20 protein-coding genes are annotated in these 22613 nt (G+C 41.4%); 6 read left to right on the top strand and 14 right to left on the bottom strand.

The annotated features are described in order from the left end of the window. Nucleotides 1-24: 24 nt before the first annotated feature. Nucleotides 25-477, bottom strand: a complete 453-nt coding sequence (locus tag J3P37_RS12405; protein WP_256011515.1) for a hypothetical protein — start codon at nucleotides 475-477, stop codon at nucleotides 25-27. 94 nt (nucleotides 478-571) lie between these two features. Here J3P37_RS12405 and gatB point away from each other — a divergent pair, with 94 nt between their 5' ends. The 4 genes from gatB to J3P37_RS12425 all read left to right on the top strand — a co-directional run bounded on the left by gatB (nucleotide 572) and on the right by J3P37_RS12425 (nucleotide 4794). Next, nucleotides 572-2056, top strand: a complete 1485-nt coding sequence (gatB, locus tag J3P37_RS12410) for an Asp-tRNA(Asn)/Glu-tRNA(Gln) amidotransferase subunit GatB (protein ID WP_256011516.1) — start codon at nucleotides 572-574, stop codon at nucleotides 2054-2056. A gap of 33 nt (nucleotides 2057-2089) precedes the next feature. Beyond that, complete coding sequence (locus J3P37_RS12415) at nucleotides 2090-3187, top strand: TlpA disulfide reductase family protein (RefSeq protein ID WP_256011517.1); 1098 nt, start codon at nucleotides 2090-2092, stop codon at nucleotides 3185-3187. A gap of 103 nt (nucleotides 3188-3290) precedes the next feature. Further along, nucleotides 3291-3977, top strand: a complete 687-nt coding sequence (locus J3P37_RS12420; RefSeq protein WP_256011519.1) for a response regulator transcription factor — start codon at nucleotides 3291-3293, stop codon at nucleotides 3975-3977. A 97-nt stretch (nucleotides 3978-4074) separates the two neighbouring features. Continuing rightward, entirely contained in the window at nucleotides 4075-4794 is a 720-nt protein-coding gene (locus J3P37_RS12425; protein ID WP_256011520.1) for an RluA family pseudouridine synthase, read from the top strand. Between the two features lie 43 nt (nucleotides 4795-4837). Here the strand turns inward: J3P37_RS12425 and J3P37_RS12430 are convergent, their stop codons facing one another. The 3 genes from J3P37_RS12430 to J3P37_RS12440 all read right to left on the bottom strand — a co-directional run bounded on the left by J3P37_RS12430 (nucleotide 4838) and on the right by J3P37_RS12440 (nucleotide 8875). Beyond that, the gene (locus J3P37_RS12430) at nucleotides 4838-6226 is read right to left on the bottom strand and encodes an arginine decarboxylase (RefSeq protein ID WP_256011521.1); all 1389 of its coding nucleotides are present in this window, start codon (nucleotides 6224-6226) and stop codon (nucleotides 4838-4840) included. A 301-nt stretch (nucleotides 6227-6527) separates the two neighbouring features. Then, nucleotides 6528-7454, bottom strand: a complete 927-nt coding sequence (gene ctlX / locus J3P37_RS12435; protein WP_256011522.1) for a citrulline utilization hydrolase CtlX — start codon at nucleotides 7452-7454, stop codon at nucleotides 6528-6530. After that, nucleotides 7451-8875, bottom strand: coding sequence for an arginine deiminase family protein (locus J3P37_RS12440; protein WP_256011523.1), 1425 nt, complete (start codon nucleotides 8873-8875; stop codon nucleotides 7451-7453). The genes ctlX and J3P37_RS12440 overlap by 4 nt, the downstream gene beginning before the upstream one ends. A 148-nt stretch (nucleotides 8876-9023) precedes the next feature. Here J3P37_RS12440 and argS point away from each other — a divergent pair, with 148 nt between their 5' ends. Beyond that, nucleotides 9024-10793 (top strand): arginine--tRNA ligase, encoded by a 1770-nt coding sequence (argS, locus tag J3P37_RS12445; protein WP_256011524.1) that lies wholly within the window; start codon nucleotides 9024-9026, stop codon nucleotides 10791-10793. Nucleotides 10794-10825: 32 nt separating this feature from the next. On the opposite strand, the gene bioD is transcribed toward argS, so the two are convergent. From bioD to J3P37_RS12470, 5 genes are all read right to left on the bottom strand, one after another. Further along, complete coding sequence (bioD, locus tag J3P37_RS12450) at nucleotides 10826-11440, bottom strand: dethiobiotin synthase (protein ID WP_256011526.1); 615 nt, start codon at nucleotides 11438-11440, stop codon at nucleotides 10826-10828. A 4-nt stretch (nucleotides 11441-11444) separates the two neighbouring features. Next, nucleotides 11445-12638, bottom strand: a complete 1194-nt coding sequence (locus tag J3P37_RS12455; RefSeq protein ID WP_256011527.1) for an aminotransferase class I/II-fold pyridoxal phosphate-dependent enzyme — start codon at nucleotides 12636-12638, stop codon at nucleotides 11445-11447. Further along, nucleotides 12635-13048: a DUF4890 domain-containing protein gene (locus tag J3P37_RS12460; RefSeq protein WP_256011528.1), complete on the bottom strand. Its 414-nt coding sequence runs from the start codon at nucleotides 13046-13048 to the stop codon at nucleotides 12635-12637. Before J3P37_RS12460 ends, J3P37_RS12455 begins: the two co-directional genes overlap by 4 nt. Nucleotides 13049-13152: 104 nt before the next feature. Beyond that, a complete protein-coding gene (locus J3P37_RS12465) occupies nucleotides 13153-13557 on the bottom strand; it encodes a DUF4890 domain-containing protein (RefSeq protein WP_256011529.1) in 405 nt (134 codons plus the stop codon). 59 nt (nucleotides 13558-13616) lie between these two features. Next, nucleotides 13617-14393 carry an XRE family transcriptional regulator gene (locus tag J3P37_RS12470; protein WP_256011530.1) on the bottom strand — a complete coding sequence of 259 codons (777 nt, stop codon included), beginning with the start codon at nucleotides 14391-14393 and terminating at the stop codon, nucleotides 13617-13619. A gap of 96 nt (nucleotides 14394-14489) precedes the next feature. On the opposite strand from J3P37_RS12470, the gene J3P37_RS12475 reads away from it, so the two are divergent. After that, a complete protein-coding gene (locus J3P37_RS12475; protein WP_256011531.1) occupies nucleotides 14490-14831 on the top strand; it encodes a GIY-YIG nuclease family protein in 342 nt (113 codons plus the stop codon). A gap of 50 nt (nucleotides 14832-14881) precedes the next feature. Here the strand turns inward: J3P37_RS12475 and J3P37_RS23130 are convergent, their stop codons facing one another. From J3P37_RS23130 to J3P37_RS12495, 5 genes are all read right to left on the bottom strand, one after another. Then, nucleotides 14882-15112: a hypothetical protein gene (locus J3P37_RS23130; protein ID WP_369414076.1), complete on the bottom strand. Its 231-nt coding sequence runs from the start codon at nucleotides 15110-15112 to the stop codon at nucleotides 14882-14884. A 213-nt stretch (nucleotides 15113-15325) separates the two neighbouring features. Then, nucleotides 15326-18043 carry a peptidase MA family metallohydrolase gene (locus J3P37_RS12480; protein ID WP_369414077.1) on the bottom strand — a complete coding sequence of 906 codons (2718 nt, stop codon included), beginning with the start codon at nucleotides 18041-18043 and terminating at the stop codon, nucleotides 15326-15328. Between the two features lie 60 nt (nucleotides 18044-18103). Continuing rightward, the gene (locus J3P37_RS12485) at nucleotides 18104-20563 is read right to left on the bottom strand and encodes a penicillin-binding protein 1A (protein ID WP_256011532.1); all 2460 of its coding nucleotides are present in this window, start codon (nucleotides 20561-20563) and stop codon (nucleotides 18104-18106) included. A 96-nt stretch (nucleotides 20564-20659) separates the two neighbouring features. Then, nucleotides 20660-21436 (bottom strand): amidohydrolase, encoded by a 777-nt coding sequence (locus tag J3P37_RS12490; RefSeq protein WP_256011533.1) that lies wholly within the window; start codon nucleotides 21434-21436, stop codon nucleotides 20660-20662. Nucleotides 21437-21462: 26 nt separating this feature from the next. Beyond that, a complete protein-coding gene (locus tag J3P37_RS12495) occupies nucleotides 21463-22608 on the bottom strand; it encodes a methionine aminotransferase (RefSeq protein WP_256011534.1) in 1146 nt (381 codons plus the stop codon). Nucleotides 22609-22613: the final 5 nt, after the last annotated feature.

The following is a 22613-nucleotide window of genomic DNA, read 5'->3' on the forward strand; positions in this document are numbered from 1 at the left end:
TAAGAAACAAGTTCATTTATCGGTTCACTCCTTATTGTGTGAAAGTTTTTCCTCCTGCGGGTGTCCGGTGACAACGAAATACTTCGAATTAGTGGAGTTAATAATAGCCACTTGTTTGTTTTTCTGTCCTAAAAAGTTTGCATATCTTCTCTTATGTGCGGCAAAGTTAAGATAGGCTTGAGGGCGGTTAATCACAACCTTGTAACCACTGTACAAATCATAATCTTTGTGCGCTTCGGGAAGGGTGTCGGAGAAGACCCATCTTCCTTTTTCGAAATAGATAAACTTCTTTTCGTTCACATTGTAATAACTCTCCAGATCCGGAAGATAATAAAAAGCGACGTTGTTGAAGCCTGTGGGGCCCCAAAGTGGCTGAGCCGCGATGTTTCCTACATATTTTACCGATTCTTGTGCTTTAAGAGTAGGGCCGAAAAATAGCAGGCACACTACTACGCTTGAGTAAATAAATTTTTTCATAAGTATAGATTTTGATGTACTCTTAAAATTTCAAAAGGCGTGCCAGTAATTACTAATTTTAAGCAGAAATGGTATATTTGACCAGATGACAGCAATGGATACTGAACAGAAAGTAATGACAGAAGAAGTTCTGAATAAATATGAATTGGTTATTGGTTTAGAGATACATGCCCAACTTGCAACAAAAACTAAGATTTTCTCTTCAGACCCTGCTTTTTTTGGAGCTGAACCTAACAAACATACTACCCCTGTTTCTCTGGGACTACCTGGTACTCTACCCAAGATTAATGAAGAAGTTGTTACCTGTGCTGTAAAGTTAGGCCTTGCGACTCATTGCAAAATAAACCTTGTAAACAGGTTCGACAGGAAGAATTACTTTTATGCCGACCTGCCTAAGGGGTATCAGATAACCCAGGACGAACTGCCAATCTGCCAAAAAGGCTTCATCGTAATTAACTTAAAAGATAAAGAAGAGAAAAAGATACGTCTTAACCGCATTCATATGGAAGAGGATGCTGGCAAAAGCATGCACGACAAAGATGACAGGTACTCTTTGATAGATTTGAACCGCGCAGGAGTACCACTCCTCGAGATCGTTTCTGAGCCAGATCTTCGTTCTGCAGAAGAAGCAGCTGCATATTTGAGCGAAGTGCGAAGGATTGTCAGGTATCTTGATGTGTGCGATGGTAATATGGAGGAAGGAAGTCTTCGTTGTGATGCGAATATTTCGGTGAGGCTTAAGGGGGCTGCCGAATATGGCTGCCGTTGTGAAGTGAAAAACCTTAACTCCATACGTAATCTGCAAAGAGCGGTTAACTATGAATTTAGAAGACAGGTGCAGCTTATTGAAAGCGGTGAGAGGATCGACCAAAACACTCTTAATTTTGATGCAGCCACCGGCGTAACGTCTGTTTTGCGTTCAAAAGAGATGGCCCTGGACTATCGCTATTTCCCTGAGCCGGACTTACCGCCGTTACATTTATCTCAAGACTGGGTGGACGAGCTTAGAAAAGAACTCCCTGTACTTCCTGAACAACGTATTAAAAGGTATACATCTGAACTGGGGCTTTCTGAATATGACGCCTCGCTATTAACGAATGACAGGTCTGTTGCTGATTTCTATGAAGAGCTTATTTCAGTAAGCAGCAACTATAAATCGGCTGCTAACTGGGTAATCGGTCCTGTTCAATCTTTGTTAAACGAAAGCGGAAAGGAAATATCTGAACTAGGAATCCCGGCAAGTGCTATTGCTGAGATCATTCAACTTGTCGAGGAAGGTAAAGTAAATAATTCAGCTGCGACTCAGCAGATATTCCCTGTCCTTACAGCTTCGCCCGGTAAGCAGGTAAACGAAATTGCCAGGGAACTTAACCTGTTTATTGACACTAATGAAGACGATTTAGATGCTTTTATCGAACAGGCTGTAAGTAAGTACCCCGACAAAGTAGTAGAATACAATAAAGGTAAAAAAGGCGTTCTAGGTTTATTCATGGGTGAACTGATGAAAGTGTCGGGTGGGAAGATTGACCCTAAAACGGCGAACAAGTTACTTATTAGTAAACTGGAATCTTTAAAATAAAGACGTGGCAATTATCTGTCAAAGAGGACATAAATGAAAAGATTAATAAGAATTATAGCGCTGGTGATATTTGCATTAAGTGCTTGTAAAGATAAAAATGTGTTTACCATTGATGGTAAACTGGAAAACGCTGAAGAGATAAAGCAAGTGTTCTTATATAGACAGGAAAAGGTTGTCGATTCAGCATTGCTAAATGAAGATAAGAAATTCAAGTTTACGGTATCATCCCCTGACGCTGACTTTTTTTACATCGTTGCCAAGGATAAAAATTATCTGTTAGTAGCTGAGAACGGCGATGAACTGGATTTTTCTGCCGACTATAAGAATCTTACCGGAGAATATTCAATAGAAGGATCAGAAATCTCGGATAAGCTTAAGACCTACAACCAGCTAAGCAATAAATACGGAAAGATCTTCCTTGAATTACAAAACGAGTATCAGGAAAAAGTAACTCAGGATCCGGCCACTAAAGATTCTCTGGAGGCGGTACTCATACCAAGGTTCGAGCAGAATATGAAGGCATTCGCAGATGCTTCAGTAAAGTTTGCCAATGAGAATAAAGATAATCTGGCTGGTTTTTATGCCGTCAGTTCTTTGGATCCGACAAAGTTTGAATCAGAGCTTCTTAAATATGCTGAAGGGCTGAAGGGCAAATTTCCGAATAACAGGCCCGTACAGGATTTTCTGGAAAGGATGGAAAAGGCAAAAGCTTTTGCTGTAGGTCAGCCTGCGCCTGATTTTGAAGCTCCTTCAGTAAAGGGTGGAGCACTTAAATTGTCGGACTTCAAAGGTAAATATGTGTTGCTTGATTTCTGGGCGTCATGGTGTGCCCCTTGTCGCCAGGAAAACCCTAATCTCGTTAAGCAGTACAACTTGTACAAGGACAAAAACTTCACCATTCTCGGCGTGTCATTGGATAACAGCAAAGATGCCTGGGAAAAAGCTATAAAAGATGACCAGTTAGCATGGAACCATGTTTCAGAACTTAATCAGTGGAACAGCCAGGTTGCAAAGCAGTTCCAGGTAGAAGCTCTTCCTTCTTCTTATCTTATTGACCCACAAGGGAAAATTCTTGCAAAGAATTTACGCGGAGCCGAACTTGAAAGTTTTTTAAACAAAACGTTCAGGTAAGTTATAAGTCATGTTAAGCTTATGTCATCCTTAACAATAATTTAATATTATCTTAATCATTTGATGCTCTTTAGGACATACCTTAGTAGCATATTTAAAAAAGATGAGTTTAATTAAGCAAAAGATATTAATTGTAGATGATGAACCGGATATAAGGGAGCTTATTGAGTATAATCTTAAAAAAGAGGGTTACCAGGTCTTCACTGCATCAAACGGTCAGGAAGGAGTTTCTGAAGCTAAGAAAAACCATCCGGATCTGATCATCCTTGATATCATGATGCCTAAAATGGATGGCATCGAAGCCTGCAGAATTCTAAGGACCATGAACGACTTTAAGAATACATTTATGGTTTTTTTAACGGCACGCAGCGAAGAGTACTCTGAAATAGCCGGTTTTAATGTAGGAGCTGATGATTATATAGCAAAACCAATCAAGCCCAGGGCTTTGGTGAGCAGAATAAACGCCATATTGCGCCGCAATAGCCAGCCAGAAGAAGCCATTGAAAACAAGCTCGAGATATCCGACCTGGTTATAGACAGGGAGACCTACCTGGTTTACCGAGGCAGTACAAAAATCGTGCTTGCAAAGAAGGAGTTTGAACTGCTATACTTACTAGCCGCCAAACCGGGAAAAGTGTATACTCGTGAGGTGATCCTGAAAAGTATATGGGAGGATTCTGTGGTAGTAACTAACCGTACTATCGATGTTCATATCCGTAAGATACGCGAAAAACTTGGTGATGCTTACGTAAGTACTGTCAAAGGCGTCGGATACAAATTTGAAGCCTAGACTTAATTGTGTTCGCCTGATATTAAACGTTCTGTTTTAAGCTAGCGCCGACCGCGAAATCTGCGGGAATCCCGGCATAAATCGCTACTTTTGCCCAGTGAAAATTCCAAGGCTGGAAGATCTTATCATTTTTGAGAATGAGGATCTTATCGTAGTGAATAAACCCCCTTTCATCAGTTCATTACATGAACGCGAGGGAGGGGATATTAATATGTTAAATCTCGCTAAGCAATATGTAGCTGACGCGCAGGTTTGTCATCGTTTAGATAAAGAGACATCCGGTTGCCTGATCATTGCGAAGAATCCGGAAGCATACCGCATGCTGTCTATGCAGTTCGAACATAGAAAAGTAAAAAAGGTGTATCATGCAGTAGTTAATGGTACTCATGTCTTTAATGATCTTAGCATTGATCTTCCTATCCTGAATTTGGGAAATAAAAATGTTACCATAAACAAGCAGGAAGGGAAGCCGGCTCAAACTCTTTTCAACTCTCTGAAATATTTCAAGCATTACACCTTAGTTGAATGCCAGCCGGTAACCGGCAGAATGCACCAGATCAGGGTTCATCTAGCCACTCAAAGAGCTGCTATCGCAGGAGATGAAATGTATGGAGGAAAACCGGTATTTCTTTCGCAAATAAAAAGAAATTACAGGCTAAGTAAAGATCAGGAAGAGCTACCTATAATGAAGCGTTTTGCGCTGCATGCTAAAGAGGTCACCTTCAGGTTAAGGGGTGATGTAGAAGTGACTGTGGAGGCCCCTTATCCGAAAGACTTTGCTACGTTATTGAAGCTGCTGGAAAAGAATGATGTATAAAGGATCAGGTCAGCAAATTTATTTGCTGACCTGATAAAATACCCTAGGTGGTATACCCTAGTATCTTTAATACCTGTTTGCTGTTTTGCTCTTCTCCAAAAACATCAAAATTAAACGTCTCATCACGGTTACGGCGTATGATAACATGTTTAGGAGAGGGAAGAAGACAGTGATGAATACCACCATACCCGCTTAATACTTCCTGGTATGCTCCCGTATGGAAAAAACCCAGATATTGTACTTTACGCGTCTTAGGCATGAACACACTGTTCATATGAGCCTCTTGGTTATAATAGTCCTGTCCATCACAGGTTATACCGCCAAGGTTCACCCGTTCATATTCGGAATCCCAGTTATTTACGGGTAATAAAATATATTTCTGGTTCAGTGCCCAAACATCAGGAAGGTTAGTAATAAACGAACCATCTAACATAAGCCATTTTTCACGGTCGTTCTGCTGTTTACGGCCAAGGACTTTGTAAAGAATTCCTGAAGCTTCCGCAACGGTATACTTCCCAAATTCAGTGATGATATCCGGCTCGATCACATCGTGTTCGGCACAGATCTCCTTGATCCGTTTAACGATCTCATTTACCATGTATTCGTAGTCGAAATCGAAAACCAGGGAATCTTTAAAAGGCATGCCACCACCAATATCCAATACTGTGAGGTCGGGGTTTATCTTCTTAAACTTGCAGTAAAGCGTCACATATTTCTCTAGCTCATTCCAGTAATAGGGAGTGTCAGATATACCCGAGTTAATAAAGAAATGCAGTAATTTAACCTTGAAGTTAGGATTTTGCGCAATCTTATTGTTATAGAATTCGATTACATCTTCCATTCTGATACCCAGCCGTGAGGTATAGAACTGAGAGTCTGGCTGCTCTTCTGATGCAATACGGATACCTAAACTACAGGGAATATCCAGCTCATCATCATAAATATTAAACTCTTCTTTATTGTCAAGCACCGGAATGATGTTTTTAAATCCATCATGAAACATATCAATAATGTATTGCTTATATTGATACGTTTTAAATCCGTTGCAGATAATCGTCATCTCTTTATTTACCACCCCCTTTTTTTCAAGAGCATCGATCATTGGCATATCAAATGCTGAAGAGGTTTCAAGGTGAATATCGTTTTTCAGGGCTTCCTCAACAATGTGTCTGAAGTGGCTGCTTTTTGTACAGTAACAGTACATATAAGTTCCACGATAATTATTGTTTACTATAGCCTGCTGAAATAGCAACTTGGCTTGCTGAATTTTTTTAGATATAAGGGGTAAATAAGTAAACCTAAGCGGCGTGCCATAGGTTTCAATCATTTCCATCAGATTTAGGTCCTGGAAATATAGTTCATCATCAATAACTTCAAAGCCCTCCTGTGGAAAGCCAACGCTGAGGTCAATGAATTCTTCGTAACTCTGCATCTATTTTTCTTTTTGCAATGTGGTTATTGTAAACTCTTTGCGTTCTACGTGTAAGATTACAAAAAGGCTTCAATTTTTAACGTGCGAAAATAACAAAATTGACTTGTTGTTTTCTTACAAATAATTATGAGCTGAAAAGATTACAATCAATTAAGGTAATTTATTGGGCTGAAGAACAAAAGGGCGAGACCTACAGTTATTAGGCTGTATAAACCGACGGATTATGGCAGATGGTCCGAAAAAATACAGGTCTCCGGAATCCAAGCCTGTTGATGCGCCACATATGGAAACTGGAAAATGATCAGGACATAGCTTGCTTGTGTGGTAAGAATACTTCCGCAATCATACAACGGGCACTTCCGCCGCCTGTATTCTCTATCGTGTACAGCGGCGAGAAAACCGGTCGGCAGTAGCGTTGAAGCCGGTTTAACTGATCTCCTGATAAGGATTTATAAGCTTGCTCGGAAAGAACAAGAAGATCTTCGTTGTTTGTGTTTCTGAGCTGAAGCATATTGCCCGCAAAGTGAAGCAGCTGATGATAATTAATTTCGACGATGTCTTTGTTAGTTTCCTCTAGCATACTTACTATTGCCATCCTTTCCCGGGCGTTAGGAATAGCGTCTAAACATATTACAGCAAAGGACTTACTCAGGCACATAAGGACATTAGTGTGGTATATGGGTGTATTGTTAAGATCAACGGCATTAAAAGTGAGGGGTTTGTATCCGGAAAGTTTACAGAAATATTGAAGAACTTCCGGGTTTGTTCGCGGTGACAGGCAGGCGTAAGCAATCTGATGATCGCGGTCTAAAACCATGCTGCCCGTTCCTTCGAGAAATTTTCCTTCCTGCTCGAAAAAGCTAAGATCAAAAATTTGTTTTACATCGAACCGGGTCTTTAGTTCTGCTAAAATATCCGCTCGCCGCTCAAGCCGCCTGTTCTCAGCTTCCATGGGAAAGACGTAAACAGATCCTGAAGCATCTGTCATGATCCAGTTATTCGGGAAGATGGAATCAGGAGTGTGAGGGATAGGTGTATCCTGGATGATAACAACCTCTAACCCATTTATTTTCAATAGGTCAGAAAACTGATCGAATTCTTTCAAAGCAAGGGGCTGCGGGTGTCTCTTTCGGGCCATTTTATCCATGAAGGAATTACTTATCGCAGCCTCCTCGTTGTAAGCAAAGTTAACCGGCCTGATCATTAATATGGTGCTGGCTGAGCTCATATATCATCTCTTAACAGAGGCATGCTCATGCAATGAAAGCCTCCTCTGGCACGCGAAAGTTCTGCTGAAGGTATCAGAATCAGGGTATCTGTTAATGATTCGATGGTTATTTCGTTTTTCTCAAGCTTTTCGATCAGATCGGAGGCAGTAAGGGTGGTGAATCCATTTTCGCGGAAAGCCTCTATTGTTTTGTCATTTCTGTCGTACCCTACCACTACTCCCTCTTTCAAAGCCAGAAGATTACAGGAGTCGGTCCATTGTTCCCTTACATCAAAAGGAAAGATGTTGTTGCCGGAGTAAATGAACCTGGTTTCTGTCTCCGAACCAAGGTCTTTGCGACTAATATGATCCAGCAAGTCTTCAATGCAGGCAAACTTTTTTGGCCTGTCCATCTTTCCTTTTTTAAATTGTATGATCTCCGGCTTCTCTTTGTTCTTCTTTTCCGAGAAATAGTCAATGGCGTCGGGGCCCCGATGCTGTTCTTTTGATGAAATTGAGCCAAGCACTACCCACGTGTCTCGTTTTACCTGGGTGAAGATCGTATCAATGTGCATAAAGTCGCGCTTATGCGGTATTTTTATCAGCGTAACTTTCTCAATAACGTTATGCTCAAAAAGAAGTTTAATGGCTTCGCTCGCCCCGCTCAGCGTGGTTCGTTCACTGCAGCCAATTAAAATGTGACGGGGACTTACTACCATAACATCGCCACCTTCTATAGTGGTTTTTTCACCGGGATCTTCTCCTGGCCTCAAAAAGTACTTAACAGTATCGGGTATTTCAAGAATATGATCGCGGTAGTTTTCAAAGATCTTATGGTTGAAAAAAATATATCTTGCTAACAGGGTTTCCCGTGAGCGCGCTTTTTTAGCAGGTTTGTTGATTAAAATGTAGTCGTTTATGGTTATTCCAATGTCCCGGGTGAAAATAAGGTTCGGAATAGGAGGAAATATCATGCTCCCGTCGAACAAAGATCCCGATATAAAGATTTTTGCAAGTTCGGCAGGAGAGGTATTTATCAGCTCCTTCTGTAATTTATAGCTACAACCTTCAATTGCACATACCGCTGCAGTAAGCTTCTGACAGATGTTATTGTCTTCCAGTATCTCAGACAGGAGTCTTTCTATTTCGATGACTTTAAGTGAATTGTGAAAGTTTCTGTTGTTGGGTTTGTAGAAACTTCGGTTACTTTCTGATGAATCTATCTCAGCAATCCTTCCTCTGATGATCTCAGGATCGAGAAAATACAGGAGGACCTTGACGTAAAGGTCGTATTCTTTTTTTCGTACGGTTTCCAGGTGAAGAATATCTTCAAATAACCAATCCTGGGCCTTAGAGGGCGCCACACGGCCAATTCCGCTGTCAGGGCTATGAATGACCAGCGAACGAAGCGTACCAATTTCTGAACTTACTTTGATCTCCATTAAAATATAAACAAACCATAAAGCTATATGATTGACGTTAAGGGCATGTTTAGTTAAGATTAATTAGATTGGTCCAAAAAGATCATCAGGTTCACATAAAAAATTTATACACTATTTTTGGAGGCGAAATTTTATCTAAGTTTGTCTGATGGATTTTATTTTAAAAGGAACCGTTGAAGCTGTTAAAGCTCTATATAATACAGAAATTAAGGAATCGGATATAGCTCTTCAGGAAACCCGCAAGGAATTTGATGGCGAAATAACTGTTGTAACGTTTCCTCTTACGAGATTGTCAAGGAAGACCCCTGAGCAAACAGGAAATGAAATAGGAGAGTATCTGGTTAGCCACTTATCCGAGGTTGCCGGATTTAGTGTAATTAAAGGTTTTTTAAATATTGTTTTATCTGAAGAATTCCTTTTAAAAATATTCAAAGAACAACTAGTAAAAGAAAACTTCGGTGAAGGCCAGCCAAACGGTAAAAAGGTGATGGTTGAGTATTCATCTCCCAATACTAACAAGCCACTTCATTTGGGCCATGTAAGGAATAACTTACTTGGTTTCTCAGTTGCGGAGATTCTTTCTGCAGAAGGTTTTGAGGTTGTGAAAGCTAATCTCGTTAACGACCGGGGTATACATATCTGCAAATCAATGCTTGCCTGGCAGAAATTTGGACAAGGGGAAACTCCCGAAAGTACCGGACTTAAAGGCGACAAACTTGTCGGCAATTATTACGTTATTTTCGACAAGGAGTATAAAAAGGAAATCGAAGAACTGAAGGCCCAGGGTCAGTCAGAAGAGGACGCAAAGAAAAATGCACCGCTAATTAATGAGGCGCGGCAGATGCTTCAGAAATGGGAAGCCGGTGATGAGGGGGTGATCAGCCTCTGGAAAACGATGAATAGTTGGGTGTATGCCGGCTTTGATGAAACCTACAATAAGCTTGGTGTTTCCTTCGACAAATATTACTATGAATCTGATACTTATTTATTAGGAAAGGATATTATAGAGGAAGGTCTGGAGAAAGGAGTTTTCTTTAAAAAGGAAGATAATTCAGTCTGGATAGATTTAACCACAGAGGGCTTGGATGAAAAGCTGGTTTTAAGAGGGGATGGTACTTCGGTATATATCACCCAGGATTTAGGAACGGCAGAATTGAAGTATAAGGATTTCAATGTAGAAGAATCGATCTATGTAGTAGGGAACGAGCAGGATTACCACTTCAAAGTGTTGTTTTTGATTCTCGATAAACTGGGTAAATCATGGGCTAAAGGGCTTTATCATCTTTCGTACGGAATGGTTGATCTGCCTTCCGGCAAAATGAAGTCACGGGAAGGAACAGTTGTTGACGCAGACGACCTCATCAGAGAAATGGTGGATACCGCCAGAAAGCGGACAGAGGAACTTGGAAAAACCGAAGGCTTTTCGGACGCAGAGAAAGAGCATCTGTACAACATGATCGGTTTAGGGGCTTTAAAATACTTTTTATTGAAGGTAGAACCGAAAAAGCGTTTGTTGTTCGACCCTAATGAGTCTATCGACTTCCAAGGCCATACCGGACCATTCATTCAGTATACTCATGCGCGGATCCGGTCCGTTATAAATAAAGCAAGTCATAAAGACTTTAGCTTTTCAGAAATTGGTTCTTCTCTTTCTTCATCTGAAAGAGAGCTTGTCATGTCTTTATACAAATATCCGGAAGTTATATCTGCGGCAGCTAAAGAACATAGCCCAGCTTTAGTGGCAAATTACACTTATGAGCTTGCAAAGCTGTACAACAAGTTCTATCATGAAGAGCCTATCTTAAAAGTAGAGGAGCAACAGTTAATGAATTTCCGGCTTGCCTTATCACAGTCTACCGCCTCGGTTATTAAAAAGTCAATGAAATTGCTGGGAATCGAAGTCCCCGAAAAAATGTAACGAGTTTCAGGCGCTTGCATGTTGTTTTGTTCTCAAGCGCCTGTATCTATTTGCTGTGCCAGGAACTTAATACTTTCTTTGTCGAGGTTTGGAACCAGTGGAATTCTTCCAAGCAATCGGGTGTCGCTATAATTTAGTATGACAGATTCTGAGTATTCGTCGGGAGCTCCGTTGAATATTATTCCCTTCACCGGGATATTCCTGTGCTTTAAAGTATCCAGGCTGAGCAGGGTATGGTTAATGCTACCCAGATAATGTTTCACAACCAGGATAACTTCTGCCTGTAAATGCCCAATAAGATCAATGATAAGCTGTTTATCATTTAAGGGTACCATTAAGCCGCCCGCACCCTCTACCAGAAGCTGATTCTGTGTTTCCGGAATATGTATTTTGCTAAGATCGATCTCAACGCCGTCCAAAGCCGCAGATTTATGCGGGGAGAATGGCTGGGTTAAACGATATGATTCCGGATGAAAAAGCGACACCGGATTCGATACAAGCGCCTTTACCTTCATCGTATCAGAATCATTCAGATCGCCCGACTGTACAGGTTTCCAGTAATCGCATTTTAGTTTTTCTACAAGAACGGCTGACACAACGGTTTTCCCGACGTCAGTACCAATTCCGGTTATAAAAAGAGGTCTCATTTGTTTAATCCTTAAATGTTTCTGCTACTTTCTTGAGTAAAAGCTTGATTTCGTTGTCCGAATTGAATGTATGAAGGCAAAAGCGTAATCTTTCTTTTCCTTCGGCTACGGTAGGGTGGAGAATAGCCCGAACGGCAAATCCTGCATCTTGCAAAGCTGCTTCAAGTCGTTTAGCTTTTTGGTTGCCCTCAACTAAAAGGCATTGAATAGGCGATTCGCTGTTGATGAATAATCCAGGGAGTTGGCCTGCAGCTTCTTTAAAAGCCGCTATCTTCAATTCTATATCACGTTTGAAATTGTTTCTTCGAAGATACTGATAAGCCGAATAGACACTGAGATGTGACAAAGGAGAAGCAGCTGTTGTGTAGATGAAGGAACGGGCAAAGTTGATCAGGTAAGAGCGCAATGCCTGGCTGCCCAGGATAGCTGCACCATGGCAGCCCAGTGCTTTTCCAAAGGTGATTATCCGCGCAAACACCTGGTCTTGCAAGCCAAGTTGATGTACCAATCCCTGGCCCTGTTCGCCGAATATACCAACTGCGTGAGCTTCGTCCACAATCAAAGCTGCTGAATACCTTTCAGCAAGAGCTGCTATTTTTTGTAAGGGGGCTGTATCGCCATCCATCGAATAAATGCTTTCAACAGCGATGAAAATCCTTCCTTTTGCTACTTTGAGTTTTTCTTCTAAGCTATTTAAATCATTATGTTTAAATGAGTAACGGTTAGCAAAACTTAGCCGTGCGCCATCAATAATAGAAGCGTGGATGAGTTCATCGGTGATGATGGTGTCTCCTCGTTGAGGCAGCGAAGAAAAAATTCCGACGTTGGCATCGTAGCCCGAATTGAAGATGAGAGCGGCTTCAGCCTGATGAAAGTGAGAAATATAGTTCTCGAGGTCTTCTGTAAACGGGTCATTGCCTGAAATAAGTCTGGAACCTGTAGAGCCTGTAAGCGAATAGGAATGTTTACTTATTTCTGCCTGAAAGATGGACTGCAAATCTGCAGATCGGGCAAAGCCCAGATAGTCATTAGAGCAAAAGTCGACCAGCTGGACGTACGTATTTAATGTACGTAAAGAATGACCTTCTATTCTTTCGTTAAGTTTCGCATTAATATATGAAGTGATGTCGTTCAAAACGGCCCTAAAATAAAAAAAGCGGCAGGAATAACCTACCGCTTTCGCTAATTGTTTAATCAATTAAGCTTCCCCTCTTTATTTCTTTTTCTTTTGAATTCAGCTTTACGATGTTTGCCTTTCTCGTGGCGCTGCGCTTTAAGTTGGGCGTAAGCTTTTTTCTGATCGCTGTTTAAGATACGTTCAATTTTCTTTTCGCTGGCTTCAAACTGGCCTTTCATTTTTGAACGATCTTTTTCACCGCGTTTTCTTGTTTCGCTGCGATTCTTTTCCATGTCTCTGGCCCGATCCAGATGTACTTTGTAGATTTCCGACCTTTGTTTATCAGACAGAGATAGTTTCTTATCCATTGCATCCGTCATGAATTGTGCTCTTTGCTCAGGAGTTTTCTTTGTATGTTTTGCTCTGTCCTGTGAAAAACCTGTAAGTGAAATGCCCGTAACTAATAAGGCCGCTAAAATTAACTTTTTCATATCTATGTGTGTTTGTATTAATAGAGCGTATTTGAGGAGCAGGGTTTAACAAGGACTTTGTTAAAAAGTGTTAAGGAAAAAAAGCGGCATAAGCCGCTTGTTTTCTAGTTGGATGGTTGAGCATTTGATCCGCCCCGGCGACCTGAACGGTTTTCCATGCGGCTTTTCATTTCTTCCTGATAGGTCGCATAAGCTTTCTTTTGCTCATCGTTAAGAAGAGCTTTAATTTTTTTGTCGGCCTGCTCGCGAATAGGCCGCATTTTTTCGAAAGATTGCCTTCTGTCGGCTACTTCAGCTGTGGTCGCTCTCAGGCTATCCACCGACTTAGCTTGAGCCAGAAAGATAGCTTCCAGTTTTGATTTCTGTTCAGCATCTAGTTTTAGTCTGTCTGCTAAACGTTGCGACTGCGTTTTGGCTCTTTCTTCCGGAGTACGTGGGGCCTGCTGCTGAGCCTGGCTGTAAGATAGAGATCCGACTAATAAAGCGAATGCTAAAAATATTTTCTTCATAATCTAATTTATTTGAAGTTTAGACCATGTAAAGGAAAATAGTTTAATCCGCTATTTACTTAATTGTTGTTCTGTTGCAGCTTAGCAATAGACTTTTGCATTTGTGACATTAACAATGTAAGGCTTTCCATCGTTGGTTCAGGAGTGGGCTCAGGAAGGGAGGTTGAAATATAAGCTTTAGCTTTCCACACTTCCAATATATCCTCTGCCGATATCATATACGGCTCATAAGCAATATTATCAGAGATAAGTTTAAGCGCCTTGTTTTCTTTAAAGCGATTGCCCGCTCTCTTATAAACAACACCATCAGTCTTTGAAATGAAAACATAAGTTTCACCAGGTTTGATATCGTTCCAGTTTTCTACATATTCTCCCACAATAATACTTCCTGGCTGCAGAGGAAGCATGGAATCGCCCTTTATTTCAAAAGCCCTGTAGGTGCCTTGCTTTAATATCGGAAGATGAAACCTGGGCAGATCGCTAATGAATTCCGGGTCGGCGTATCCATTCAAATATCCTGCACTTGCTTTTACAGGCACCAGTTCTATATTCTCGCGTTCTTCTGAATCTACCGAAATACTTAATACCCTAACGTTGCCAGATTCGGCCTTAGGCTTTGGTTTCCACTTATCGGTGATCTTTTCATTTACAAGTTCATCCATACTTAATTCGTAGTATTCTGCGAATTTTTTTAGCAAATCGTACTTCGGATCGGCTCTTTCCTCTTCATAAGCTCCCACCAGAGAACGCTTAATCTCCATTAAATCTGCGAATTGCTGCTGTGTAAGCCCTTTTTTCTTACGTAAGTATTTAAGGTTGCCAGAAATATTGCCCATGTTAAAAATAAATTTGCATTTGCTAAAATAGTTAGTAACTTTATGCTCATAAAATTAGCAATTATTTTTTAATCAAGGTAATTTAATTAGTAAAATATGAAAAGGTATGTGTTTATAGTGACTGACAGGAACAGAATTTCTTTACATGTAGGTATGAGTTCTGATTTGTTAAAAACGGTAGGTTTCTACAGGCAAATGCCTAATCTGTTTTTTGATAGTGCCCAGCAACTAACGCGCCTTGTTTACTTTGAAGAGCTGAATAGCGAACATGCCGCTATTGAGCGATTTAACGTAATCAGCCGGTATACGAGGGCTCAAAAGGAAAAGATTATAAGAAGTGTGAATCCTGACTGGCTTGATCTGAGTATAGGCCTGGATTTCGAACAAATATTAAGCACCAGGGGAATGCATGTAAATGCGCGGATAAGTGCAATGTAACCATAAAAAAACCTTCATGAGCGGCCGCTCATGAAGGTTTTTTTATTAACCTACCATCCTGGTGCAAATGTTAGTCCGAATACAGGGCCGTTCACGTCTGTTCTCTGGAATGGAATAGCGGCATAAGGTTCCAGGATGAAGTATCCAAAAACGTTAACACGCAAAGATAGACCTGCACTCATAGCGGGTACCCGCTCATAATGTCTCAAGACAGCGTTAGGGTTTTCCTCAGTTGGTCGTGCCTCAGTCCGGGTTACGCGGGGAGTTGCACGAAAAGCCACTTTAGAATCCTCATCATATGCTAAACCGATGTCGAAGAATGCGTTCAGGTCAGAGAACAGAAATCTGGATTCTATGGCAGAAAGCTTTTTCGGACCGGTAAATGGAAGTCGTATTTCAAAATTAGCAACTGCAATTTTTGAGCCTGTTAATTGATTAATGCCAAAACCTCCAGAACTTCCCTGGTTTCCTTGTTTATAAAAGGAATTGGCTTCCTAGCCACGTATCAGGTAAGGATAACCAATAAACAAGGGATAAAGTCTTTCGCCATCGCTTCCAAGCCTTGCATAGGAATATGCTCTTGCAGCCAGTGTCACTTTATTAATTCTTTTGTATTTACGGAGATCAGCGGTTATCCCGGTAAAACTAATATCGCCCACCAATCTTTCTGCACCAATTCTGTAGCGAAAACCATCCAGCGGTGCGGTGATTCCGAAAACAGAATTATCACCCACGAAAGCCCCGTTAAACTGCACTATGCCAAAGGATTTGAAATCCATGCCAAATTGCTGGTAGTAAGGCTCATTTGCGGCCTCTGATTTGGAAACTTTGCGTCTGTCGGCACCTTGAAAGAAGCCATTACTATAATAATCAGAGTAGCGGTCAATACGATAACTGTAATAGGCAACACCTGAACTAGCTTCGAAGCGATGCACTTTCGAGAACGGATAAGCCGCAAGGAGTTGGAACTGGTCTTCAAAAGTTCTTAGTATATCCGTGTTAATTACACCTAGCGTTGGGTTTTCCGGGTCGACGGAAGGATAGCTTATTCCTGAGATATAAGGAATGTGAGAAACCGAAGCACCCCAGCTGATGCGGCTTTTCTGGTTAAGGAAGCCAACCTGGGCGCCGAAATCATAGATCTCTCCATTTACTGAAGCTGCTGCAAAAATTTGATTTCTTCCGAGAATGTCGCTGAAAAGACCTTGTATTCCACCCGCAAGCCCACTGCCAAACCGGCCGCCCACTGAAGCGCCAACCCCATTACTTGACAGATAGTCTAGTTGAAACTGCGGGCGATATTTAGCAGGCTGTATCGATTGATTGCTGATGGTTTCAAAGCGTTCAAAATTGTCAAGGTTCGCGTTGATGATGTCTACTCCGACCGATTTGGCTGGGGGTAAAGTTGCCGCCTCGAAGTTCAAGGCCTGAGCATCAACCGACAGGGGTTTGAATTCATCAGCTTTTGCATTATAAATAGTGTACTTCTGTGCTCTGTAGTACGAATAGATTATATCATCGTTTTTTGATACGCTTAAAGCTGGAGAATATTCGGTGATGCCACTGATGCCTGTAAAGTAGTCAGTCAGCTGTTCTACTTGTGCAGAATTGATTGTATAACGGTAGAGGTTCCTGAAGCCATCGCGATTTGATAAAAAGTAGATCTGCTGACTGTTTCCTGAGAACTGCGGATTTAGATTGTTTGCACCTGTAAAGACCGGAATATCTGTGATGATTTTGCTTTTCAGATCCATGACCGCCAGATTATAGGTAATGTCTACACTTTTGTTGCTTTGGTCCAGCGTTGTGCGGTCACTGCTGAAAACCAAAGACTTTCCATCGGGAGAAAAGTTAGGCTGGTAATCAGAGTACCTGTCGTTAGTTAGCTGAGTTATTTTCTTCGATTTAAGATTATAAATGTAAATGTCGCTATAACCATTTTTTAGTCCTGTAAAGGCGATATCCTCACCATTTGGCGACCAGCTAAGATTACTGAATTCTCCTACATCTCCCATGCCCTCTGTGACCTCATTTTTGCCATTAGAAACATTTACAATAAAGAGTTTAGTTCTCCCGGCGCTATAGGCGCTGAATGCAAAACGCTTGCTATCGGGGGACCATGCCCCGGCCGATTCAATAAAACTAAATTCGTCGATATGGGAGTTAGATGTTTTACTGGTGAGCTTTCGTAAGATTTTCCCGGTTTTAGCATCGGCGAGAAAAAGGTCGATACTGAGCAGATCCTTTTCAGACAAGAAAGCAACATAATTGCCGTCGGGAGATATTGCCGGAGCAACGTTCATGTCCCCTGCATTTTTAGAATTCAGGATACTTCGTCCAATAGGAATTTGTGCCGTATCCTTTAGCAGGGGCTTATATGCGTTTTCTATGCTGGTTCTCCAAAGGTTCGAAAGGGTTCTCTCATCGTATCCAAAAGTTCGTCGTACAGCCATTTCATACCCAAATTTGGCAGTGGCTTTGAACAAAGGGACAATTACGGTATCGCCATATGTTGAGCCTATATATGTCCAGAATGCCTGCCCGTACCGATAAGGGAAATATCGACTACTGGTTGTAAGATCTCTTAAGGTTGGAATGTCTTTATTTAAATAAGCATCACGCATCCACATAGACGTGAATGCATCTACTTTTCCTACGGATAAATATTCGGCCATCCCTTCCACCATCCAAAGAGGCAGATTGCCTATGTTTTCGAGGTTGGTTGAATCTCCTTCAATTAGTGAATGATATTGAAAGGCATGGACAAGCTCATGGCCAAGAACGTGTCTGGTTTGGTGATTGAGTTGCTGGATCGGCATGATCACCCGGTTCTTCAAGCCCTCTGTAACACCCCCAGTACCCACACTGGCGCCGCCCTGTAAGACTGTTGTAGATTGAAAATCCGGATGATTTTCATAAAGAATGAAAGGGTTCTTTTTACTGAATGTGTCTCTGAAGACCTGTTGATGAAGGTCATACCATATTTCGGTCTCCCGCAAAAAATGACTTACCAGACTGTCGTTCTTCAGGTAATGATAGAGCTCAAAATGTGGTGATTGTTTTACTTCAAATTTAAGGTTCTTGTACCTCACCAGGTTCTGCCCAAAATACTGTGCAGATACTGGGTTTTTTATGTTGCTGAGCAGCGCAAGAAGAAGCAAAGCAACTAATTTGAAAACAGGTTTTTTTACGTTTGAGTATCGTGGTTTCATATCAATGGGGCCTGGAATTTAAAGCAATATTTCGGTGCGTTTGTATTTGATTTTCGTTAGCTAATTGTTAGACTCCTGTTCTTTTCTTTTTCTGCGGGCCTCCCGGTTAAGTTCTCTCCTCGTTTTGTTATCCATTTCCTGTTCAGGTTTTTGTAATGGCTCCTTCTGATTTGAAGGTTGTGCATTACCAGGGTTTACTGCAGGTTGTTTGGTTTCTGCAGCAGGTTCAGTAACTTCCGGTTCCGGAATTGATACACTGTCTACAAACAGGGAATCCGTTGCAGTACTGTCTGTTGCTGTGGTGTCTATAACAACCTCTGGTGTAGGGCATTTATATTCACGTGTGATGTCAACCTCCGGTGAAGGGAACGCACCATAAGTGTACCCTGTTGAAGGGTCATGGTAAACTTTTTCCATAAATTTACCAAAAATCGGTAAGGCGGTATGTGCCCCCTCGCCAGTTCCTGATGTACGGAAATGGACACTGCGCTCGTCACAACCCACCCAAACTCCAGTAACAAGGTCTTTAGTTATCCCCATATACCATCCATCTACGAAATCAGACGATGTTCCGGTTTTACCACCTATTTGATTTCCTTTTTTCCATAGATCCCATTCCCATAAAGACCGGGACGTGCCTCCGGGCTCTTCCATCCCGCCTTTGAACATGTAAAGCATCAGCCAGGCAATTTCCTCGCTAATCACACTTTTTTGTTCAGCCTTGAACTCCTCGATAAGCTTGCCATCGTGGTCGGTAATGCGTTGCACTAATATCGGCTCTGTCCTTTTCCCTTTATTGAGGAATGTTCCATACGCTCTGACCATTTCGAACACAGATACGTCGTTCGAGCCAAGGCTAACAGAAGGGACTGATTTCAGTTCGCTCTCAATTCCGCATTCATGGGCATATTTAACAACATTATCCCAGCCAACTTGTTCTGTTATTTGAGCAGTAATTGAGTTAACAGATTTGCCCATTGCATGCCGGAGTGTCATTTCACGTCCTGAGAAAGAATAATCTGAATTCTTAGGTTCCCACACCTTATGTTCGTTGTTCTCATCGTAAGATATTTTCACTGGCTTATCGATGAACTTATCACAGGGACTCATCCCCCTTTCGAGAGCTGCCAGATAAGCAAAAGGTTTAAAAGTTGATCCAGCCTGACGTTTTGCCTGATCCACATGGTCGTATTTAAAATGGTCGAAGTCGATACCTCCAACCCAAACCTTAATGTGTCCGGTAAAAGGATCCAGGGTCATCATGCCTGTATTCAGAATCTTAGCATAATACTTTATAGAGTCCAAAGTAGAGTACTCCACTTCTTTTTCGCCCTTCCAGCTAAACACCTTCATTTTTTTAGGAAGATTCAGGTAGTAATCTATTGAATCGGGATTGTTGTTGTATTTCTTTTTGAGATAGTCGTAGACAGGGAGACGCTGTGCTGCCTTGATTGGGAAATCTTCTATTTCTTTTCCTTCAGAGTCACGCCAGGGGTTTTGATTTCCCCAGGCATTGTTTAGGCGGGTTTGCAAAATTTTCATTTGTTCATTAACAGCCTCTTCTGCGTACTTCTGAAGTTTAGAATCTATAGTTGTATATATTTTTAATCCCGACTCATATAAATCATAACCATTATCATCACACCATTTTTCCAGGTATCTTGCTACAGCCGTACGTAAGTAGGAGTCTCCGCGACTATCATCTTCAACCTTTCCAATGGTAAGGTTCAAGGGGCGTTTACTAAATTTCTGGTACTCAGACTGGTCGATATATTTGTATTTCTCCATTTGAGACAACACTACGTTACGTCTTTCCAATGCCTTTTCGGGGTTGTATTCCGGATTATACGTGGTGCTCGCTTTGAGCATACCAACCAGCATAGCTGCCTGATCTACACTAAGATCGTCAGTGTCTTTATTGAAGTATTTTTTTGCCGCAGTTTTTAAACCAAAGGTATTACTGCCAAAAGGAACGGTGTTGAAATACATGGTCAATATTTCTTCCTTGGTATATTGGTTTTCGAGCTTGAAGGCGGTGATCCATTCTTTTAGCTTAAATACCAGGGTTCTCACCAGAGGAATCCGTTTTACAAAGCCCTGTTGCTTGATGTTACGGGTACGATATAGATTTTTTGCAAGTTGCTGAGTGATGGTACTTGCGCCACGCTTATCGCCCTGGGCTGTGGAAACGACGCTCGACAACAAAGAGCGGATATCGATGCCCCAGTGATTATAAAACCTGACATCTTCGGTTGCAACAAGTGCATTGATCGTTTGCGGGGTTAGCTGATTAAATTCGATGGGTGTGCGATTTTCCTTATAATAGCGTCCGATCAGTTTGCCATCCGCCGTATAAAGTTCTGAGGCTATACGCATATTTGGCGTTCTGATGTCGTGGCGGCTTGGAGAATATCCAAATAGCCATAGAAAATTCAGCTCTATGGCACAAAAAAACAGGATAATAAAATATATTAGTATAACAACATAACGGATTGGTTTGATCCTGATTTCTCTAAACATAAACTAATATTAATGCTTTCGCACAATTATCAACAAAATCGATATTATAATTATAAGATTAAAAAAAATGAGAAATGTATTCTTAACATTTTTTAACTAAAGAAGGTTAAATTTGTCGGCATCCCTGAGAAAGGGATAAGCCCGCCTGTTTTTAACCAGCTCTTCTCTTGATATTGAAAATGTGTACAGATCTTCGTCGTTTGGCTTATAATATACGGTCTTGCCATATGGATCGATACACATGGAGTCTCCTGAATGATATATTTCATTTCCGTCATGCCCCACACGGTTAAGTCCGATTACGTAACATTGGTTTTCAACGGCCCGTGCTGGAAGTAATGTTCTCCAATGAGAGGACCGCTTTTCAGGCCAGTTTGCAACCACCAATAAAAGATCGTAATCGGCGTTATTGTTTCTTAGCCATACCGGAAAGCGTAGGTCATAACAAATGACCGGGCATATTTTCCATCCAAGCAGGTCTACAATAAGCCTGTCCTTACCAGTAGTGTACACGCTGTCTTCTTTCCCAAGTCCAAACAAATGTCGTTTGTCGTATTTTTCGTGGCTCCCATCCGGGCGCATCCAGATGAGACGGTTAAAATACTGACCATCTTCTTTTATAATCATGCTGCCAGTGATCACACAGTCGAAACGTTTTGCTTGTATCTCCATCCATTGCATGGTCTTTCCGCCAGTTTCTTCGGCTAAAGTTTCAGCATTCATCGAAAAGCCTGTGCTAAACATCTCGGGAAGTATAATAAGGTCAGTCTTTTCGCGGATCGAAGATAACCTAAGGCCCAGATTTTGCAGGTTTTTGTCTACATTTTCCCAAAACAGGTACGCTTGAAAAGTTGTAATTTTTAAAACACTCATTTAAAAGGTTTAAAATGTTTACGAATTTAAACTTTAGCTAAAAGATTAACGGCTTTTTCTAAAGTTTCTTGTTTTTTTGCAAAGCAGAACCTGACTATGCCATAGTCATTACCGCGGTTATAGAATGCGGAGGCTGGAATAGCGGCAACCTGATGTTCTTTAGTCAACCTTTGAACAAAATCGATGTCTTTTTCTTCCGTGATATTTTTAATACTTGCACACTGGAAATAAGATCCATAGCAAGGCAACAATTCAAATCTTGTTTGTTGCATCAGATCTCTGAAATAATCGCGTTTTTGCTGAAAGAATGAATTAAGTTCGGTATAATAGCCTGTATTCTTCAAAAACTCTGCAATTGCATACTGCATAGGGGTATTAACGCTAAAAACCAGGAATTGGTGCACCTTTCTGAATTCATTCATCAGGATTTCAGGCGCCAGGCAATATCCCAGCTTCCAACCGGTAGTATGAAAGAGCTTTCCGAATGAGACAGTTACAAAGCTTCGTTCCTTAAGTTCAGGGTAGCGCGCCATGCTTAAATGCTGCCTGTCATCGTAAACCAGGTGTTCGTAAACTTCATCACTCAATATCAGGATATCTGTACCTTTGGTGATGCTGATAAGCTGCTTTATATCTTCCTCATCCAGGATAACCCCTGTTGGATTCTGCGGAGAGTTAAGAATGATCATCCTGGTCCTTGAAGAAATAAGTTTTTTCACCATATCCCAGTCGATCTTATAGTCCGGTGGAACAAGCTCAAAAGGCTTTACAAGGCCGCCCAATAGTTTTATCGATGGAGCATAAGAGTCATAAGCCGGCTCAAATATTATGACCTCGTCACCGGGAATGATAGTAGCAGCTATAGCGGTGAAAATAGCCTGAGTACCCCCAGCGGTAATGGTGATCTCTGTTTCCGGGTCGTAGCTTGTATTGTACAGGAGCTCTACTTTTTCAGCTATCTGGTTCCTAAGTATAAGCAGGCCGGCCATGGGAGCATATTGATTCTTGCCCTGTTTCATGAACGAGCCGACCAGGTCGATAAGTTGCGGCGGTGAATCAAAGTCAGGAAATCCCTGCGATAGGTTGATAGCGTTGTATTCTGTAGCCAGCGCCGACATCACTGTAAAAATAGTAGTTTCGGTTTTGGGTAGCTTCGATCTAAAGTGAATCATCGCGG

The organism is Desertivirga xinjiangensis, assembly GCF_024436435.1.
GTDB lineage: Bacteria > Bacteroidota > Bacteroidia > Sphingobacteriales > Sphingobacteriaceae > Desertivirga > Desertivirga xinjiangensis.

What these genes read in the sequence shown, in the direction of transcription:
- J3P37_RS12405 (WP_256011515.1), bottom strand. Translation starts at nt 477, where the DNA reads ATGAAAAAATTTATTTACTCAAGCGTAGTAGTGTGCCTGCTATTTTTC.
- gatB (WP_256011516.1), top strand. Translation starts at nt 572, where the DNA reads ATGGATACTGAACAGAAAGTAATGACAGAAGAAGTTCTGAATAAATAT.
- J3P37_RS12415 (WP_256011517.1), top strand. Translation starts at nt 2,090, where the DNA reads ATGAAAAGATTAATAAGAATTATAGCGCTGGTGATATTTGCATTAAGT.
- J3P37_RS12420 (WP_256011519.1), top strand. Translation starts at nt 3,291, where the DNA reads ATGAGTTTAATTAAGCAAAAGATATTAATTGTAGATGATGAACCGGAT.
- J3P37_RS12430 (WP_256011521.1), bottom strand. Translation starts at nt 6,226, where the DNA reads ATGCAGAGTTACGAAGAATTCATTGACCTCAGCGTTGGCTTTCCACAG.
- ctlX (WP_256011522.1), bottom strand. Translation starts at nt 7,454, where the DNA reads ATGAGCTCAGCCAGCACCATATTAATGATCAGGCCGGTTAACTTTGCT.
- J3P37_RS12440 (WP_256011523.1), bottom strand. Translation starts at nt 8,875, where the DNA reads ATGGAGATCAAAGTAAGTTCAGAAATTGGTACGCTTCGTTCGCTGGTC.
- argS (WP_256011524.1), top strand. Translation starts at nt 9,024, where the DNA reads ATGGATTTTATTTTAAAAGGAACCGTTGAAGCTGTTAAAGCTCTATAT.
- bioD (WP_256011526.1), bottom strand. Translation starts at nt 11,440, where the DNA reads ATGAGACCTCTTTTTATAACCGGAATTGGTACTGACGTCGGGAAAACC.
- J3P37_RS12460 (WP_256011528.1), bottom strand. Translation starts at nt 13,048, where the DNA reads ATGAAAAAGTTAATTTTAGCGGCCTTATTAGTTACGGGCATTTCACTT.
- J3P37_RS12465 (WP_256011529.1), bottom strand. Translation starts at nt 13,557, where the DNA reads ATGAAGAAAATATTTTTAGCATTCGCTTTATTAGTCGGATCTCTATCT.
- J3P37_RS12470 (WP_256011530.1), bottom strand. Translation starts at nt 14,393, where the DNA reads ATGGGCAATATTTCTGGCAACCTTAAATACTTACGTAAGAAAAAAGGG.
- J3P37_RS12475 (WP_256011531.1), top strand. Translation starts at nt 14,490, where the DNA reads ATGAAAAGGTATGTGTTTATAGTGACTGACAGGAACAGAATTTCTTTA.
- J3P37_RS12480 (WP_369414077.1), bottom strand. Translation starts at nt 18,043, where the DNA reads ATGAAACCACGATACTCAAACGTAAAAAAACCTGTTTTCAAATTAGTT.
- J3P37_RS12485 (WP_256011532.1), bottom strand. Translation starts at nt 20,563, where the DNA reads ATGTTTAGAGAAATCAGGATCAAACCAATCCGTTATGTTGTTATACTA.
- J3P37_RS12490 (WP_256011533.1), bottom strand. Translation starts at nt 21,436, where the DNA reads ATGAGTGTTTTAAAAATTACAACTTTTCAAGCGTACCTGTTTTGGGAA.
- J3P37_RS12495 (WP_256011534.1), bottom strand. Translation starts at nt 22,608, where the DNA reads ATGATTCACTTTAGATCGAAGCTACCCAAAACCGAAACTACTATTTTT.